The 16,642-nt window shown below is 63.0% G+C and carries 13 protein-coding genes; 5 read left to right on the top strand and 8 right to left on the bottom strand.

The window, feature by feature from the left end:
* Positions 1 to 4 precede the first annotated feature (4 nt).
* The 8 genes from VGE08_RS23835 to cutA all read right to left on the bottom strand — a co-directional run bounded on the left by VGE08_RS23835 (position 5) and on the right by cutA (position 8,413).
* On the bottom strand, positions 5 to 1,231 hold the full coding sequence (locus tag VGE08_RS23835) for a DUF3426 domain-containing protein (RefSeq protein ID WP_331070435.1): 1,227 nt from the start codon (positions 1,229 to 1,231) through the stop codon (positions 5 to 7).
* Positions 1,232 to 1,238: 7 nt separating this feature from the next.
* Positions 1,239 to 2,180 (bottom strand): 50S ribosomal protein L11 methyltransferase, encoded by a 942-nt coding sequence (gene prmA / locus VGE08_RS23830; protein ID WP_331070434.1) that lies wholly within the window; start codon positions 2,178 to 2,180, stop codon positions 1,239 to 1,241.
* A 78-nt stretch (positions 2,181 to 2,258) separates the two neighbouring features.
* Positions 2,259 to 3,602 (bottom strand): acetyl-CoA carboxylase biotin carboxylase subunit, encoded by a 1,344-nt coding sequence (gene accC / locus VGE08_RS23825; protein ID WP_331070433.1) that lies wholly within the window; start codon positions 3,600 to 3,602, stop codon positions 2,259 to 2,261.
* Between the two features lie 104 nt (positions 3,603 to 3,706).
* The gene (gene accB, locus VGE08_RS23820; RefSeq protein ID WP_331070432.1) at positions 3,707 to 4,165 is read right to left on the bottom strand and encodes an acetyl-CoA carboxylase biotin carboxyl carrier protein; all 459 of its coding nucleotides are present in this window, start codon (positions 4,163 to 4,165) and stop codon (positions 3,707 to 3,709) included.
* Positions 4,166 to 4,232: 67 nt separating this feature from the next.
* Positions 4,233 to 4,691: a type II 3-dehydroquinate dehydratase gene (gene aroQ / locus VGE08_RS23815; protein ID WP_331070431.1), complete on the bottom strand. Its 459-nt coding sequence runs from the start codon at positions 4,689 to 4,691 to the stop codon at positions 4,233 to 4,235.
* Between the two features lie 284 nt (positions 4,692 to 4,975).
* On the bottom strand, positions 4,976 to 5,635 hold the full coding sequence (locus tag VGE08_RS23810) for a TlpA disulfide reductase family protein (RefSeq protein ID WP_331070430.1): 660 nt from the start codon (positions 5,633 to 5,635) through the stop codon (positions 4,976 to 4,978).
* 65 nt (positions 5,636 to 5,700) lie between these two features.
* Complete coding sequence (gene dsbD, locus VGE08_RS23805) at positions 5,701 to 8,019, bottom strand: protein-disulfide reductase DsbD (RefSeq protein WP_331070429.1); 2,319 nt, start codon at positions 8,017 to 8,019, stop codon at positions 5,701 to 5,703.
* 52 nt (positions 8,020 to 8,071) lie between these two features.
* Positions 8,072 to 8,413, bottom strand: a complete 342-nt coding sequence (gene cutA, locus VGE08_RS23800) for a divalent-cation tolerance protein CutA (protein WP_331070428.1) — start codon at positions 8,411 to 8,413, stop codon at positions 8,072 to 8,074.
* A gap of 320 nt (positions 8,414 to 8,733) precedes the next feature.
* Between cutA and groES the strand changes: the two genes are divergently transcribed.
* From groES to VGE08_RS23775, 5 genes are all read left to right on the top strand, one after another.
* Positions 8,734 to 9,024 (top strand): co-chaperone GroES, encoded by a 291-nt coding sequence (groES, locus tag VGE08_RS23795; protein WP_331070838.1) that lies wholly within the window; start codon positions 8,734 to 8,736, stop codon positions 9,022 to 9,024.
* Positions 9,025 to 9,081: 57 nt separating this feature from the next.
* Positions 9,082 to 10,725 carry a chaperonin GroEL gene (gene groL / locus VGE08_RS23790; protein WP_331070427.1) on the top strand — a complete coding sequence of 548 codons (1,644 nt, stop codon included), beginning with the start codon at positions 9,082 to 9,084 and terminating at the stop codon, positions 10,723 to 10,725.
* A 120-nt stretch (positions 10,726 to 10,845) separates the two neighbouring features.
* Positions 10,846 to 12,306 carry a Wadjet anti-phage system protein JetA family protein gene (locus VGE08_RS23785; RefSeq protein WP_331070426.1) on the top strand — a complete coding sequence of 487 codons (1,461 nt, stop codon included), beginning with the start codon at positions 10,846 to 10,848 and terminating at the stop codon, positions 12,304 to 12,306.
* A 4-nt stretch (positions 12,307 to 12,310) separates the two neighbouring features.
* Positions 12,311 to 12,979: a DUF4194 domain-containing protein gene (locus VGE08_RS23780; RefSeq protein WP_331070425.1), complete on the top strand. Its 669-nt coding sequence runs from the start codon at positions 12,311 to 12,313 to the stop codon at positions 12,977 to 12,979.
* Positions 12,969 to 16,640 (top strand): ATP-binding protein, encoded by a 3,672-nt coding sequence (locus VGE08_RS23775; protein ID WP_331070424.1) that lies wholly within the window; start codon positions 12,969 to 12,971, stop codon positions 16,638 to 16,640. The genes VGE08_RS23780 and VGE08_RS23775 overlap by 11 nt, the downstream gene beginning before the upstream one ends.
* Positions 16,641 to 16,642: the final 2 nt, after the last annotated feature.

The raw sequence follows: 16,642 nt of genomic DNA, 5'->3' as shown, positions 1-16,642 counted from the left end.
CCGTTCACTTCTGGCCTGGCACATCCGCTGCGCAGACCGAGCCGCGCGAGCCGCGCAAGCAGACGTCGAAGCGGAAGCCTTCCGCATCCGGACCCGGATCGACGATCGCGATACTGGCATTGGTTTGCTGGGCGGGCGCGAGCATGCGGTCCGGCGCGCTGGTGGGATCGAGATATTCCGAGGGCTCGAATTCGCGTGCGCGCACCTGATCGCCCCAGCGATCTTCGAGCACCAGCTTCAGCAGTGGATAAGGTTGCGGGAAATCGGCGAGATTCTTCACGCTCGCGCGCACTTTCAATGTGCCGGGTTGCGAAGGATCGGCGATCACGCCCCATTGACGCACTTCGTAAGCGTGCAGGTTCCAATCCGGGCGCAGCGTCAGGCCGAGCGCGCCGTAGAGGCTCTGCAACGGTGCGCCGATCTGCGGATGGCGCGCCAGATCGGCGCGGTAATGATGTACGACTTGCGCGAGCAACAGCAGTACCAGCGGCACGGCCAGAATCTTCCAGATGGCCGAGGCGGGCTCGCCGGGTTCCCGGGTCGGGAAATCGAAGTCGACTGCCGGCGAGTCGTCCACTGCGATGGCGCGTGGATTACGCCGTGTGCGCGTGCCTTCCGGCAGGCGGACGCGAGTGGTGTTGAAGCTGGACTGCGGCTGGGCCCGTGCCCACCGACCCGATTGTGACATCGAGCGCTGCGCCTCGATTTCAGCGGCAGCGGCCTCGAGAGCTTCGTCCTCCGCGAGCACGCTGGAGTATTCGTCCCGCATGTCCATGACTTCGGACTCGGGTTGCGCTTCCAGCTCCTCGTCAGGCTCCAGTTCCTCTGCAGGTCCGGTCTCGAGCGTGTCGATGGTGGCATCGTCCTGGTCGATCTCCACCCATTCCTCGATCACTTCCTCGTGGAACTGCGGCTGGCCCTGGCCGCTCTCGTCGATACCTTCATAGACGCCGCTGATCTCGATGTGCCGGCCTTCGAGCGTGATGTCCTCGTGCTCGATCGGCTCCTCCACCTCGATCTGTCCCGGTGGCGGCGGCGGTTGCGGAATGGCCCGTGGCGGCCGCATGTAGCGGCTGCTGTCGATGCCGCCGTCGTCGGTTTCCTCGATCAGCCGTTCCAGCGCGTCGAATTGTGTCTGGCAGCGGCCGCAACGCACCTGACCATGCGCGACCCGAAGGATCTCGCTGGTGACGCGAAACGTCGTCTGGCAGCTGGGACACTGAGTCAGCATGCTCGGGTCAATTCGAAGGTGGCGGTGGAGTCGGGCGGCGCACGCCGTCGAGGCGCGCCCAGTCGTCCCGGACGACGACAGGGCCGATATCAAACCACGGCGCATACCGGCTTGCCACCGCTTCCGCCTGGTGGCGAAGAATTCCCGACAGCACCAGCTGGCCACCGCTGCGAACCCGGGCCGCGAACGCCGGCGCCAGGCTGTCCAGCGGGCCGGCCAGGATGTTGGCCAGCAGAATGTCGGCCGGGTTCTCGCGCGAATCGTCAGCGCCATCCTCCACCAGGTGCGCCTCGATCAGCTGCGCGACGCCATTTCGTTCAGCATTGTCGCGAGTTGCCAGCAGCGCTTGCGGATCGATGTCGACCGCAAGCACCTCGGCCGCGCCGAGCCTGGCCGCGGCGATGGCGAGAATTCCTGAACCGCAGCCGTAGTCGATGACGCGCTTGCCGGCGAGCGGTGCGGCGTCCAGCCATTCCAGGCACAGTGCCGTGGTCGGATGCGTGCCGGTGCCGAACGCAAGACCCGGATCGAGCTCGATCAGCACGGCAGGCTGACTGTCGCGCAGTTGCTCCTCGTCCGGTTGCTGCCCGCCGGGGCAAATCCACAAGCGCCGGCCGAAGCGCATGGGCTTGAAGTCTTTCAGCCACTCGCGCTCCCAGGCGCGGTCCGCCAGTGTTTCGAAGCTGGCGCCAGCCAGCGCTTGCGCCAGCTTGCTGCCCAGCTCGGCGTTCAGCATTCCCAGCACCTCGTCACGGTCGACGGCGCCATCGAACAGCGCCTTCAGCCGCACGCGCGGCCACAACGGAGTCGTTCCGGGCAGCGGTTCGAGAACAGGGTCATCACCCTCGTCTTCGAGGGTGATGGAGGAGGCGCCGGCCGCGAGCAGCGCATCCTCGTACGGCGCAGGGTCGGCGGCGCCGATGGGCAGGATGAGCTGGAGAAAAGGCATGGCGGTTAGCGGTTTGCGGTTAGTGGTTGTTCGGGAGGTGGCAACCAACCACCAACCGCTAACCGCCAACCGCTTCTCTCATTTGATTCCGAGACGACGTTCCAGGTAGTGAATGTCCAACCCGCCGGCCTTGAACGCCGCGTGATTGAAGATTTCCTGGTGCAGCGGGATGTTGGTCTTGATGCCTTCGATCACCATTTCCGACAGCGCGTTCTTCATGCGCGCGATCGCGGTGTCGCGGTCCTCGCCGTAGGCAATGACCTTGCCGATCATCGAGTCATAGTAGGGCGGCACCGTATAGCCACTGTACAGATGGCTGTCGACGCGAATGCCCGGCCCGCCCGGCGCATGGAACAGCTTCACCGGGCCCGGTGAAGGAATGAAGCCCTTCGGATCTTCGGCGTTGATGCGGCATTCGATGGCGTGGCCGCGAATGTTGATGTCGTTCTGCGTCCACGGCAGGCGCTCGCCGGAGGCGACGCGCAGCTGTGCTTTCACGATGTCGATGCCGGTGATCTGCTCGGTCACCGGATGCTCCACCTGCACACGCGTGTTCATTTCGATGAAATAGAACTCGCCGTCCTGATACAGGAACTCCAGCGTGCCGGCGCCGCGATAACCCACTTCGCGACAGGCGGCGACACAGCGATCGCCGATGGTTTTACGCTGCTTCGGCGTGATGCCCGGCGCGGGCGCTTCTTCGATGACCTTTTGATGACGACGTTGCAGCGAGCAGTCGCGCTCGCCCAGATGCACCACGTTGCCGTAGTTGTCGGCGAGCACCTGGATCTCGATGTGGCGCGGCTTTTCGAGGAACTTCTCCATGTAGACCTCGGCGTTGCCGAACGCGGCCAGCGCTTCAGCCTGGGTCACATTGATCGCGTTCAGCAACGTCGCGTCACTGTGCACGACGCGCATGCCGCGGCCACCGCCACCGCCGGATGCCTTGATGATCACGGGGTAGCCGAGCTCGCGCGCGATGCGGATGTTTTCATCGGGATCGTTGCCGAGAGGTCCACCGGAGCCGGGCACGCACGGCACGCCGGCGGCCTTCATGACGCGGATGGCCGAGACCTTATCGCCCATCAAGCGAATGGTCTCGGGCTTGGGGCCGACGAAAATGAAGCCGCTCTTCTCGACGCGCTCGGCGAAATCCGCGTTCTCGGACAGAAAGCCGTAGCCGGGATGAATGGCCACCGAATCGGTCACTTCGGCGGCGCTGATGATGGCCGGCATATTGAGATAGCTTTCCTTGGACGAGGGCGGGCCGATGCACACCGATTCGTCCGCGAGCAGCACGTGCTTCTGATTGAAGTCGGCGGTGGAATGCACCGCGACGGTCTTGATGCCGAGCTCACGGCAGGCGCGCAAAATCCTCAGCGCGATCTCGCCGCGATTGGCGATGACTACTTTTTCCAGCATGTTTGGTATTAGTGGTTGGCTGTTAGCGGTTGGCGGTTGGTTCAAAAGCAGAGGCGGCTCGGGTTTTTGCTAACCGCTAACCGCCAACCGCTAACCGCTGGTACTCATTCGATTATGAAGAGGGGCTGGCCGAACTCGACCGGATCGCCGTTCTTCACCAGCACGGCGGTGACGCGGCCCGCCTTGTCGGATTCGATCTGGTTCATCATCTTCATGGCTTCGATGATGCACAGCGTGTCGCCGACGTTGACTTCGCTGCCGATATCAACGAACGGCTTCGCGCCCGGCGATGCCGCTGCATAGAACGTTCCTACCATCGGTGCCGTCACCGTGTGATCGGTCTTGCTGGGCGCCGGAGCAGCGGCGACAGGGGCGGCGGCCACGGGAGCGGCAGCGACTGGCGCTGCAGCCGGAGGAGCCGCGTAGTGCACCACCGGCGCAGGAGCTTGTCCTTGCGGATAGCGGCTGATGCGTACCGACTCCTCGCCCTCGCTGATCTCGATCTCGGCGATGCCGGATTCCTCGAGCAGCTCGATGAGTTTTTTGACCTTACGAATGTCCATACCGATCCTCTTGTTCTTTTCCTGCGAAGAGCGCGGAAAGAGTGCGTTGGAAAAAGACGCCCGTTACTTATGGCACCGACTTGCGAGATATCGTCAGGTAATTCGCGGCCGCGCGCAGCGCCAGCTCGTACCCGAACGCGCCCAATCCCGTAATCGTGCCGATGGCGATGTCGGAGAAATAGGAGTGATGGCGGAAAGGCTCCCGCGCATGCACGTTGCTCATATGCACTTCGATGAAAGGAATCTTCACGCCCAGCAAAGCATCGCGCAGCGCGACGCTGGTATGTGTGAACGCCGCCGGATTGAAGATGATGCAGGCGACGTGCGACGCCGGCGCTTCATGGATCCAGCCGATCAACTCGCTCTCGGCATTGCTTTGAAACGCCGAGAGGCGATGGCCGAATTCCGCGGCCAGCTGACTGGCGCGGCTCACGATCTGCTCCAGCGTGACGGACCCATACGTGCCCGGCTCGCGAGTGCCGAGCAGGTTCAGGTTGGGGCCATTCAAAAGCAGCAGATGGGCCATGCAGGCTGGTCGCGCCAATTCACTTAAACGAAGATGGCGGCGAGTTTAACCAGATTGGAAGCAACTTGGCGATGATTTGCGCCACGATGGCGCTGTTTGCCGGTCCCTGCCCGGGCTTCCCGGCGTGAATCCGCAACAACGGCCCCAATGGGGGTAGATCGGTTCCGTTCGGCTCCAGACTCCACCAGATCGCTTTCCAGACGGCTTTGGGGCGCCAACCCCCTGGAAATCCGGGGCGCGCATCATAGCGGATCGCGCGCCTCTGGGAAGTTCTCGCTGTACGGTTACCCGCTCGCCGGCGGCAGCTCCGCGAGTTGCTTGGCTGCAACGGCGCGAGCCGCCAGTGGCGTCAGCTCGCCGCTGTTCACCTTGCGGACCGCTTCCAACATGATTTCAGCCTGCGGCGGATGCAGCTCGCCGACGTGAAACAGCACCAGCCGCTGCTGATTGTCGGTGAATACCGTGAAGGGAAATCCCAGTGAGCCGCGGCCGAATTGGGTCACGGCGTCGAGGCCGTCCTGTTCGCCGATCAGCAGCGGGTAGGAGATGCCGATCTCGTTGGCGTACTTCAGCACGTCGTCACGAAAGTCGACCGCGACACCGACGATCTGAAAGCCTTCCGCGCCATGTTCCGCCTGGATCTTGTTGAGCAGCGGAATCTCGCGGCGGCAGGGGGCGCACCAGGTCGCCCAGAAATTCACGATCATCGACTTGCCCGGCCAGCTGCGGATGGACTGCGGCTCGCCTTCGAGATTGGCCAGTGTGAAGTCCGGCAGTGTTTCAGGCAGGCCGTCGGCTGCCGCCTCGGATTCGGCGGCGGGCGCCACGGCTTCGGGCAGCGCCGCCTGCTCGCTGCTCACGCGGGGCGCGATGCCGAATTGATAGATGGCAAAGCCTGCAGCCGCCGCGACCACGGCGACTGCGATATATCCGATGAATTTCATATAAGAGATGTCTCGATGGGGCGCGGCCCATGATTGCCGCAGATCCGCGCTGGTGCAAGCGCGGCTCAGCTGCTGAACGCGGCTCGCACGTGCTCGCGGAAGCGTTCAGCCTGCACGAATCCCACCAGCCGGAAGTCTTTGCGCTCGACACCGTCGGCGCCATAAAACGCGATGGTCGGCGGACCATAGATCTCGAAGCGAGTCATCAATGCCTTGTCGTCATCGTCATTGGCGGTCACATCCGCCTGCAGCAGCACGGCGTTGGCGAGCACGCTCTGTACGCCCGGATCGGGAAACGTGTACTTCTCCATTTCCTTGCACGACACGCACCAGTCTGCATAGAAATCCAGCATTACGGGTCGGCCCGCGGCCTTCGCGGCAGCCACGGCGTGCTCTAGATCCGCGACCGTTTTGATTCGCTGAAAGGCAAGGGCATGTTCTTGCGGACCCGCGCCACCGCCGCCGACGCTCAAGCGGTCGAGCGGTTGCAATGGATCTTTGCTGCCCGAAGCGGCGCCGATCAGCAGCAGGATGCCGTACACCACTCCCACCAATCCGAGGGCTCGCAGAGGCGCTGCGACCGGGGCGCCGTCACGTGCCTTCAGCGAGAACACCCAGAAGCCGGACAACACGGCGAGCAGCGACCACAGCAACATCACAGCACCGCCCGGCAGCAGTGGCGACACCAGATAGACCGCAACACCGAGGAACAGCACGCCAAACAGCGACTTCACCGTATCCATCCACGGGCCGACTCTCGGCAGCAACGATCCAGCCGACGCGCCGACGACCAAGAGAGGCACGCCCATGCCCAAGCCGGTCGCATACAACGCGCCGGCGCCACGCGCGATTTGTCCGGTCTGACTGATGACCGACAGCGCAGCAATGATGGCAGGAGCGACACACGCCGTGACCACCAGTGCGGACAGCGCACCCATGATGAACGTGCCGACGTACGTGCCCGACTTTTGTTGATTGCTCACATTGGTGAGCTTGGTCTGCAGCGTGCTCGGCAGCTGCAACGTGAATACACCAAACATCGCCAGGGCCAGCACGACGAACAGCAGTGTCATCAATCCGATGATCCACGGCTGCTGAAAGAATGCTTGCGGCGCTTGTTTGAATGCGAGCACAAACGCGGCGCCCGCGGCCGCGTAAGTGAGCGCCATGCCTTGCACATAGGTGAACGCGAGCGAGAAGCCTCGCGCCGGAGTCACGGTGCCGCCTTGGCCCACGATGATGCCGGAAAGAATGGGAATCATCGGCAGCACGCACGGAGTGAGCGACAGCAGAATGCCGAGGCCGAAGAATGTGCCCAGCACGGCAAGCAAATTACCGTCGCGAATCAGCGAGGCCAGCTGGTCTTGTTCCGCCACCGGCGCTCGCGATGAGGCCGCGCCGGCACTGCTGGTCGCGGAGCTTGCAGGCTGTGCATCCGCCGGGAGCGTCGTCGCCTGGTCCGTCGGCGGCAGATCCAGAGAGACTTTCTTGGTGATCGGGTTGTAACAAAGGCCGCTCTCGGCGCAGCCCTGATAAGTCACAGCAAGATCGAGCTTGCCGGCGCCGGCAGGCCGCGCGATCGGCAACGAGGCTTCCAGCACTTCGTAGTAAACCTCGGTGTCGCCGAAGAACTCATCATGCTTGGGTTTGCCCTCGGGCAATTGCAGCTTGCCCAGCGTCACGCCCGGCGTGTCCGTGGTGACCTGGATGCGATCCTTATAGAGGTAGTAGTCCTCGGCGATGATCCAGGTCAGCGCCACCGAATCCGGCTGCTCCATGCCCGGGCCGAAACGAAAGGCTTCATCGGGCGGCAGGAAGTCGTCGTTTTGCCGGACCCGGCTCTGACCCGGTTGACCCAGTCCTTTCTCCAGTTCCCCGCCCGATTTCGACTTGAACAGCGAGCCGAGGCCGCTGCTGCCGCCGGCCGCGGGCAGATCGACCTCCGTCTTCCAGCGCAGCGGCGGATAACACAACCCGGCATCGGCGCAGCCCTGCAGCTTCAATTCCAGCGCCAGCTTCTTCGGCCGCTCACCGCTGTGAACCGTGAAGCCCACCGGTACCGCGACCTTGCCGCGATAGATCTCCTGGGTGCCGAAATACTCGTCGGTGTGCTCTTCGCCCTGGGGCCACTGCGGCTCGGCGGTCTGCACCGTGCCCATGGTCGAGGCGACACCCATCTTCTTTTTGTAGAGGTAATAGCCCGGCGCCACGTTCCAATGGACGACGATGCGTTCGCCCTCGGCCTCGATGGTGTAGCGATAGGCCTGTTCGGGCGGCAGGAAGTCCTGCTTGGCGGCGGCCGGTGGCGCGATCGCCAGCAGCGCCGGGGCCAGCAACGCCACGGCCAGGGAGGTCAGCCTCGCGATCAGTCCTGTTTGGCTCATGAGGCTGCTCATGAGATGGCCATGCCTGGCCTGCCGCCTGTTGCCGTTCAAGTTATTCGCCTTTGTTCGCAGTGCTTGCCACGCCGGTTCGGACCCATTGCAGGTACTGTTCGTTCCCGCCGGCCACCTCGAGGGCGACCAGGTCCGGCAGCTCGTACGGGTGCAAAACCTTCAGCCGCGCTGTCAGCTCGGCCAGGCGCGCCGCCGTGGTCTTGATGATTAACAGAATCTCCGGGTCGTCTTGGAGACGGCCGTCCCAGAAGTAAGTAGAAGTCATGCCTGTCACTCGGTTGACACAGGTGGCCAGCCTTTCGCTCACCAAGGCGGCCGCGATGCGTTGCGCCGAGGCCTCGTCCGGGCAGGTGGAAAGCGCGACAATTACCTTGTCAGTCATAGAGTTACTCTCGCATGGCGCGCCGCGCAACAGAGCCGCGCGAGCGTTCGGTGTCAGCGCCGAAGCGACCTCGAGGGGGCCATCGGCAAGGCCAAATTCGACTTGAAATATCCCTTTCTCTGCCTATTATTAGCACCCGCCTGGGGTGAGTGCTAACGCTCGATCTCGATGTCTCTCGCGCCTTTCGGGGCGAGAGGCCGGGCCGAAGCTGCGGGCGCTTGCCCTCCAGATTCGAACACGCCGGTAGAACGCAAACCGGCCTTTCCACATCAATCCATTCGCAAACTAGCTTTGCCGAGGTTTGAGCTATGGCTGACAAACTGAAGATTCGCCCCCTGCACGACCGCGTGATCATCAAGCGCCTGGAAGAGGAGCGCACCACTCCCGGTGGCATCGTGATTCCGGATTCGGCGACCGAAAAGCCCATCAAGGGCAAGGTCATCGCCGTGGGCAAGGGCAAGATCCTCGAGAACGGCGAAGTACGTCCGCTGGACGTCAAGGTCGGCGACAACATCCTGTTTGGCAAGTACAGCGGCACCGAAGTGAAGGTCGACGGCGAGGAGCTGCTGGTCATGCGTGAAGAAGACGTCATGGCCGTGATCGAGAAGTAATTCGACTTCTATCGATTGCCCTCTCCATCAAGAATTTGCATCAGAGGTTGAACTCACATGGCAGCTAAAGAAGTACGTTTCAGCGATGACGCCCGCGCGCGCATGCTCAAGGGTGTGAACATCCTGGCGAACGCGGTCAAAGCCACGCTCGGCCCCAAGGGCCGCAACGCGGTGCTCGAGAAGAGCTTCGGCGCCCCCACCGTCACCAAGGACGGCGTGTCGGTCGCGAAGGAAATCGAGCTGAAGGACAAGTTCGAGAACATGGGCGCGCAGATGGTGAAGGAAGTCGCTTCCAACACCTCTGACGAGGCCGGCGACGGCACCACCACCGCCACCGTGCTGGCCCAGGCGATCGTGCGCGAAGGTCTGAAGGCCGTCGCCGCCGGCGCCAACCCGATGGACCTGAAGCGCGGCATCGACGCCGCCGTCGCCGCCGCCGTCGAAGAGCTGAAGAAGCTCAGCAAGCCCTGCAAGGACCAGAAGGCGATCGCGCAGGTCGGCACCATCTCCGCGAACAGCGACGAGTCGATCGGCAAGACCATCGCTGATGCGATGGAGAAGGTCGGCAAGGAAGGCGTGATCACCGTCGAGGAAGGCTCGGGCCTGCAGAACGAGCTGGATGTGGTCGAAGGCATGCAGTTCGACCGCGGCTACCTGTCGCCGTATTTCATCAACAACCAGCAGAACCAGACCGCGGAGCTCGAGAACCCGTACATCCTGCTGTACGAAAAGAAGATCTCCAACGTCCGCGAAATGCTGCCGCTGCTGGAAAGCATCGCCAAGGCCGGCCGGCCGCTGCTGATCGTGGCTGAAGACGTCGAAGGCGAGGCGCTGGCGACCCTGGTGGTCAACACCATCCGCGGCATCGTCAAGGTGGCCGCCGTCAAGGCGCCGGGCTTCGGCGATCGCCGTAAGGCCATGCTGCAGGATATCGCCGTGCTGACCGGTGGCACCGTGATCTCCGACGAAGTCGGTCTGTCGCTCGAGAAGGCGACCCTGAACGACCTCGGCGAAGCCAAGAAGGTCGTGGTGGAGAAGGAAAACAGCACCATCATCGACGGCAAGGGCAAGAACGCGGACATCAAGGCCCGCGTGGACCAGATCCGCAAGCAGATCGAAGAAGCCACCAGCGACTACGACAAGGAGAAGCTGCAGGAGCGCGTTGCCAAGCTCTCCGGCGGCGTGGCCGTGATCAAGGTCGGCGCTGCCACCGAGATCGAGATGAAGGAAAAGAAGGCTCGCGTCGAAGACGCGCTGCATGCGACCCGCGCTGCCGTTGAAGAAGGCGTGGTTCCGGGCGGCGGCGTGGCGCTGATCCGTGCCCAGAAGGCTGTCGAGAAGCTGGAAGGCAAGAACGAAGATCAGGCCTTCGGCATCCGCATCCTGGCGCGCTCGATCGAAGAGCCGCTGCGCCAGATCGTCGCCAACGCCGGCGAAGACGCCGCGGTGGTGCTGGCGAAGGTGAAGGAAGGCAAGGGCACGTTCGGCTACAACGCCGCTTCCGGCGAGTACGGCGACATGCTCGAGCTGGGCATCCTGGATCCGACCAAGGTCACCCGCCTGGCGCTGCAGAATGCCGCGTCGGTTGCCGGCCTGCTGCTGACGACCGAGGTGATGATCGCCGAGGCTCCGAAGGAAGAGGCAGATCACGCTCACGGCGCTCCGGGCGGCATGGGCGGCATGGGCGGCATGGACATGTAAGAGCGTCGCGGGACGGACTTCAGTCCGTCCTCGACACTTACCCTGTCTGGAAAAGCCCCGCTTTCGCGGGGCTTTTCTTTTGTTTGGCCTGCGAGCGTACCAGTAATACACTGCGGCCCCATGTCAGCAGACCCGCAGTTCTTCAGCGACGAACGGCTGCATTTCTTCCGTCCGCTTACCGGCAAATATCGCGAACAGGTGATGGCGTGCCTGCGCGCGTTGTATGCACGCCTTTACAGCTCGCTGGCGGATTACAGCCGGGTGGTGCAGCGGGACCTGGTGATCGAAGTCTTCCAGGAAACCATCGCCCGCACACCGATCTTCGACGACGCCGAGGACGAGTTCTCGCCCGCGCCACGAGGCGAGCGCGAGCAGGCCAACTGGATGTTGAACCTGCTGCTGGAGTACGGCTGGATCGAGCGCCACGTCGATGAAGCAACGCTCACCAGCACGTATGCCTTCTCGCGTGTCGGCCGATTGTTTACGCAGCCCATGCACGAGCTGGAGAGCGGCCGCTTCCGGACCCGCCATCGCAACACCCGCAATACCTGCAGCGCGCTGCGCTCGTTCCTGGATAAAAAAGAGGTCTACGACCTGCTCGACGCCTACGAGCATTCCGAGAGGATCGTCGCCGACTTCAGCGACGTGATCGCCGAGCTGGACGAACGCAAGCGTGAGCTGGTCCGCGAGGTCGAATCCCAGCAGCTGGTGCAGCGAGCCAGCGACCAGTTCTTCGACTTCATGGAAAAGCGTTTCATGCCGGATCTTGCGTTGCGCTTTTCCGAAGACAGCGTGGTGAAGTATCGCGACGAGCTGGATGGCTTGCTCCGCAGCGCCCGCGCGCAGCGACGCGAAACCAAGGCGGAAGTGGAGCGAGAGCTGCGGCGCGTGGCGCCGGAATTGGTGCAGGAAAGCTCGCGCTCGGTGTACTGGCATGTGCTCGAACAGATCGAGAGCCGGCTGCACAGCGCCGCCGACACGATGCTGCCGGCGCTGCGCAATGCCCTGCACGGATTCACCCGGCGCGCCGACATTTTGCTGCGGCAGCTGAGCTTCTCGGCGGCCAGCCAGCATCAGCTGCTCGATGCGTTCGGCGAACTGTCCAAGCTGACGCCAGCGGAGCAGGACCAGCGGTTCATGCGCGCCGCCGAACACATGGCGGTGCTCGAAGTCGGTTTCGTCGACCCGGACCACTTGCGGCTCTACAACCTGGAGCGCAAACGCGTGGTACAGACGGTCTTGGATAACGAGGCGGCGGATGATCCCGAAGCGCGGCGCCGGTTGTTCGTCGAGCAGGCGCTGGAGCGGGCGTTCGCCGTGAACAACAGGCAGCTCTATGACTATGTGGTCGATGCGCTCGCGGGCGGCCACGAGCTGCGCACGACGACCTTGCCGATCGGGGATGCCCGCCAGTTGCTGTACTCGGCGCACGCCATCGAGCTGGGGAGTGCCAACGCGGCGAACTATGGCTATCGCTTCGATGTGCGGGAAACCGGCAGGCGCACCAGCAATGAGTATTTCGACGGCATGGACGAGTTCGTAATCCGCGTGGTCGCCGACCAGCCGTCGGTGACGAGGTAGAACGATGCCCGAGGGCAGTTTGCAGCAGTATCTGGAAAGCCGTCTCGAATCGGCCGCCGTGACCTACGATCAGTTGCAGGAACTGTTGATCCGGCTGCTCAACTACGGCGTGCTGGTGCGCGATGAATCGCAGACCACTCGCGAGTTGTACGACCGGTTCCGGCGTATCGAGCCGCTGGTGGTGGAAGCGCTCGATCTGTACGGCATCGAGCTGCATCACGAACGCAAGTTCGAATACGTGCGCTTGTATCCACCAGGCAGTCGCCGTCCTGGCATGGATCAGGCTGAAGAACAGGCATTCGGTGGCAGCCTTCGCGCACGACTGTCACAGCATGAAGTCGCGCTGATTCTCGTGCTGCGCGCTCAGTACGACAAAGCAGTTCGTGAAGGCAAGCTCGATGACCGCGGCTTCGCCACCGAGCCGCTGGAGTCGATTGGACTGGCGATGAAGAACTGGCTGGGCCGCAGCCTTCCAGAGAAAACCACGGAACGTCGCGGCGTGTTCAAGCGCTTGCGCCAGCTGAAGCTGATCGAATATCGCGAGGACGACGACTTGGAACAGGCCGAGGCGTGGATTCGAGTGCATCCCATGATCGTCGACTTCGTCAGCAACGAAGCCATCGACGCCTTGACGGAAAGCGGCACCGCGAGCGAGGTCGAGCGTGTTTCTTAAACGGCTGGTGCTGGTCAACTGGGGCAACATTCCCAACGGCGAATTCGATTTCGGTCCCATCAGCCTGTTCTCGGGCGGCAACGGCTCGGGCAAGACCACGGCGGCCGACGCCATCCAGACGGTGATGACCGCCGCGCACGAGAACCTGTTTCATTTCAATCCGGGGCAGGAAGAGACCACACAGCGGGGTCGCGGTGGCAAACGCGTTCGTACGCTCGCGTCCTATGTGCTCGGCTGCGACGACGGCAGTTACGCCCGCACCGAAGCCACTGATGGTTATCTGGCAGCAGTGTTTCATCCGACCAAGGGCGAAACGGCCGAGAGTTTCACGGCTGTCGTGGCGATGCGCGCGTGGCTGGATCAATCGGGTAAACAGCCCACTGCACGCGAAGAGCCGCCGCTGTTCTTCATCCTGCCTGGCACCGAGCTCGGCCTGGACGATTTCATTCGTCAGCGCGGCGATGCGAAACACGTCGTGTTGCGCGACGAGATTCAAGAGGCGCTGATCAAGCGCTATCGCAAAGGCGTGGTGGAGCGCTACGACCAGAAACGGGCGTATCTGCGCCGTTTGTACGCAGCGCTTCGCGGCAAGCGCGACTCCGTGGCTGAGCGCGAGGCCATGGCGGCGGCTAAAGCATTTTCGCGATTCATGGCGTACAAGCCCATCAGCGGCATCAATGCGTTCGTCGCGGAGGAAGTGCTGGAGCGCAAGGACCTGGGCGAGGCGATCCGTTCCGTATCCGGACAGCTGAAGACCATTCATGCGATGGAGCGCGAAGCGCAGTCCTTCAAGGACAGCGCACAGTTGCTCGAAGCGGCCGGCAATCACGCGCAGACCTTCATCGAAACCTGGGCCGATCGGCAGACCGCCGGTTATGTGCAAGCCAAGGCCGAGTTCCTCGACGTGCAAACTCAATACCTGCGTGCGCGGCAGGAGCGCGATGGGCTGAAGCGGCAACTCGAAGAGAACGTCGCGGAGGTGGCGCTCGCCGAGCAGCGTCGAATGCAGGCGCATGACGCGGTTGTGCTGCTGGAAGCGCAGCGCCAGAATGTCGAGCCGCTGCGCCAGAAAGACGAGTTGGACAAGCGGGCGCGTGCATTGAATGAACAGTTCGCGCAGGTTGCGCGCGAGCTGCTGACTCAAGACCAGCGGCTGCAGGAGAATTTCCGCAGCGCCCGCGCGCTGAGCGGCTTGCTGTCGTCGCCGTCGCTCATGTCCGAACTGCCGCAACTGACGGACATGCACACGCGCCAGCTGGCGGACCATGCACGCTCCACCGATAAAGCAGCCGATATCGACCTGACCCGACTGCTGCAGCGGGATCACACCGGCGACATGGCGATGCTGGAAAAGCATCTCGATGACGCTCGTACTGCCCAGCGAGCCCACAATGACCTGGTCGATCATTGGAAACAGAGTGCCACTGGCGCGCCAAGCCGGCGCGATCAACTGGGCGAGGCGCATCATGGGCGGCGACAGAAGTACGACCAGTTGTCGGCCCAGTGCCGGCAAAAGGAAGCGGAAGTCGAACGGCTCGAAGCCAAGCAGACCGTGTATCCAGCGTATGTCGAGCGCGCGCTCGCCGCGATTCGCTCGCAGCTGCCCAAGGCTGATCCGCGCGTGCTGTGTGACCACATCGAGGTGACCGACCCGCGATGGCAGATGGCCGTCGAGGGTTACCTGGGTGGTGCACGCTTCAACATCATCGTCGATCCCGCTTTCGAGGCAGACGCGATTCGTCTGGTTCGCTCGTTCCAAGGTCGTGACAACCGCGCGCGCATCGTTCAGGGCGCGAAAGCGTTGCGCGATGCGGCTCGAATCAAGCCGCCCGCGAACTCCATTGTCCACGTGTTGAAGTTCACGCATGCCATTGCTCAGGCGTTCTTGACGGCGAGCTATGGTTTGGTGGAGCGCGTGGAATCGGCCGAAGAGTTGCGTCAGACCGCGCGGGGCGTGACTGCGGACGGCATGGGATCGGGCAACTACTCGATGTTTCGTTGCGATATTCCCGATGCCGACCTGGTGTTCGGCGCTGCCGCTCGCGAGCGCGCGCTGCGAGCGCGACGCGAGGAACTGGAAAATCTGCGGGTCGCGCGCAACGAAGCCAACGAGCGCATGCAGGAGACCGCGCGGTTGCTCGAGACCGTCGACAAGCTGCAAAACTCCAGCTATGCCGACTCGATCGCCTCGCTTCTCTCCGTGCATCGCGAGATTCGCGCCGCCGAGTTGCTGATCGAGCAACTCGACGTGAGCGAGTATGAATCGCTGGATCTCAAGCTGTCGCAGCTGAAGGAAGAGGAACGGGCGGCCATGGACGCGCTCAACCGCCTCAGCGGCGAAGCCGGCGGTCTGAAGGTCAAGATCGAGCAAGCCGCCAGGAGAATCGAAACCCTGGGCGAGCGCAAGGACAAGGCCCAGGAGGCCATGCTCGACGCCGAGCAGGCATTGCAGGCCGTGCATGCGGTGTGGCCGGAATTTTCCCTGGAGGCGCGCCTGCGCTTTGCCGATCAGGAAGCCGCTTCCTTCAATGCGGAGCGCGCCGCGAGCGAGCGGGAGCAGATCGAAAGCCGGCTGGCCACCAGCGAACGCGCGATGAGCAACGTCATCCTGCAGCACAACCAGAAATGCCGGCCGGTCGACGCCGTGGTGTATACCGCGTTCAATGGCGTGCACGACGCTGCGTTGTTCCAGGCGATCTGCGATCTGCGCCGCGAGATCGACCGGATCTATAACATTCTCAAGAACAACGTGCTGGTGGAGAAGCACGAGCAGTTGCAGACGCTGAAGCAGAGCTTCAACGACGCGTTCGTCTCGCACCTGTGCCAGGAGATCTACCAGTCCATCCTGGATGGGCAGCGTCAGCTCGACGGATTGAACAAGGAACTGGTGAACCATCGCTTCGGCTCGGATCGCGAACAGTTTCGCTTTGCCGCCGAATGGGTGCCGGAGTTCAAGGAATACTGGCGCTTCCTGGAAGAAGTGGTGCGCAATCCGGCGATGGGCGAGGGTACGACCTTGTTCGAGGCGGAGTTGTCACCGAAGTCCGCGGCGGTGCGTGACTCGCTCATGAGCTTGCTGCTGGGCGCGGATGAGCAGCAATCGCTGCGCGAGCTGGAGCGTATCGCGGACTATCGCAACTACCATCGCTACGAGATCTACAAGGAAGTCGAAGGCAAGCCGCCCATCGCACTTTCGGAGTACGGCACGGGCAGCGGCGGTCAGCTCGAAACCCCGGCCTATATAGTGCGGGCAGCCAGCATCACCTCGGCGTTGCGCTATGGCGAGGGTGTCAATCACCTGCGTATGGTGCTGGTCGATGAAGCATTCTCGAAGATGGACGAGGCGCGCTCACGCGAGGTGATCGACTATCTGACTCGCTCGTTGGGATTGCAGCTGGTGTTCATCATGCCCACCAGCAAGTGCGGTCCGTTCATGGATTTGATCAGCAACGAGTTCGTGTTTGCCAAGGTGCCGAGCGCGCCACGTGGCCAGCTGAACACCCGGGTGCTCGTGGACCGCAAGGAGTGCAACAAGGACCGCATCGGCGAGCTGTGGGCGCAGCATCGCCGCACGGTGCGGCAACAAGCGGAGCTGGACTTCATGGACGATGTGATCGAGTCGCCGCCGCCTCGGGGCAAGGTCGCCGCCGGTCGCGGCTGAGG

Source organism: Steroidobacter sp., assembly GCF_036406195.1.
Classification (GTDB): domain Bacteria; phylum Pseudomonadota; class Gammaproteobacteria; order Steroidobacterales; family Steroidobacteraceae; genus Steroidobacter.
The sequence above is the reverse complement of the archived record's forward strand: the minus strand, read 5'-3'. Positions and strand labels throughout refer to the sequence as shown.

What these genes read in the sequence shown, in the direction of transcription:
- VGE08_RS23835 (WP_331070435.1), bottom strand. Translation starts at nt 1,231, where the DNA reads ATGCTGACTCAGTGTCCCAGCTGCCAGACGACGTTTCGCGTCACCAGC.
- prmA (WP_331070434.1), bottom strand. Translation starts at nt 2,180, where the DNA reads ATGCCTTTTCTCCAGCTCATCCTGCCCATCGGCGCCGCCGACCCTGCG.
- accC (WP_331070433.1), bottom strand. Translation starts at nt 3,602, where the DNA reads ATGCTGGAAAAAGTAGTCATCGCCAATCGCGGCGAGATCGCGCTGAGG.
- accB (WP_331070432.1), bottom strand. Translation starts at nt 4,165, where the DNA reads ATGGACATTCGTAAGGTCAAAAAACTCATCGAGCTGCTCGAGGAATCC.
- aroQ (WP_331070431.1), bottom strand. Translation starts at nt 4,691, where the DNA reads ATGGCCCATCTGCTGCTTTTGAATGGCCCCAACCTGAACCTGCTCGGC.
- VGE08_RS23810 (WP_331070430.1), bottom strand. Translation starts at nt 5,635, where the DNA reads ATGAAATTCATCGGATATATCGCAGTCGCCGTGGTCGCGGCGGCTGCA.
- dsbD (WP_331070429.1), bottom strand. Translation starts at nt 8,019, where the DNA reads ATGAGCCAAACAGGACTGATCGCGAGGCTGACCTCCCTGGCCGTGGCG.
- cutA (WP_331070428.1), bottom strand. Translation starts at nt 8,413, where the DNA reads ATGACTGACAAGGTAATTGTCGCGCTTTCCACCTGCCCGGACGAGGCC.
- groL (WP_331070427.1), top strand. Translation starts at nt 9,082, where the DNA reads ATGGCAGCTAAAGAAGTACGTTTCAGCGATGACGCCCGCGCGCGCATG.
- VGE08_RS23785 (WP_331070426.1), top strand. Translation starts at nt 10,846, where the DNA reads ATGTCAGCAGACCCGCAGTTCTTCAGCGACGAACGGCTGCATTTCTTC.
- VGE08_RS23780 (WP_331070425.1), top strand. Translation starts at nt 12,311, where the DNA reads ATGCCCGAGGGCAGTTTGCAGCAGTATCTGGAAAGCCGTCTCGAATCG.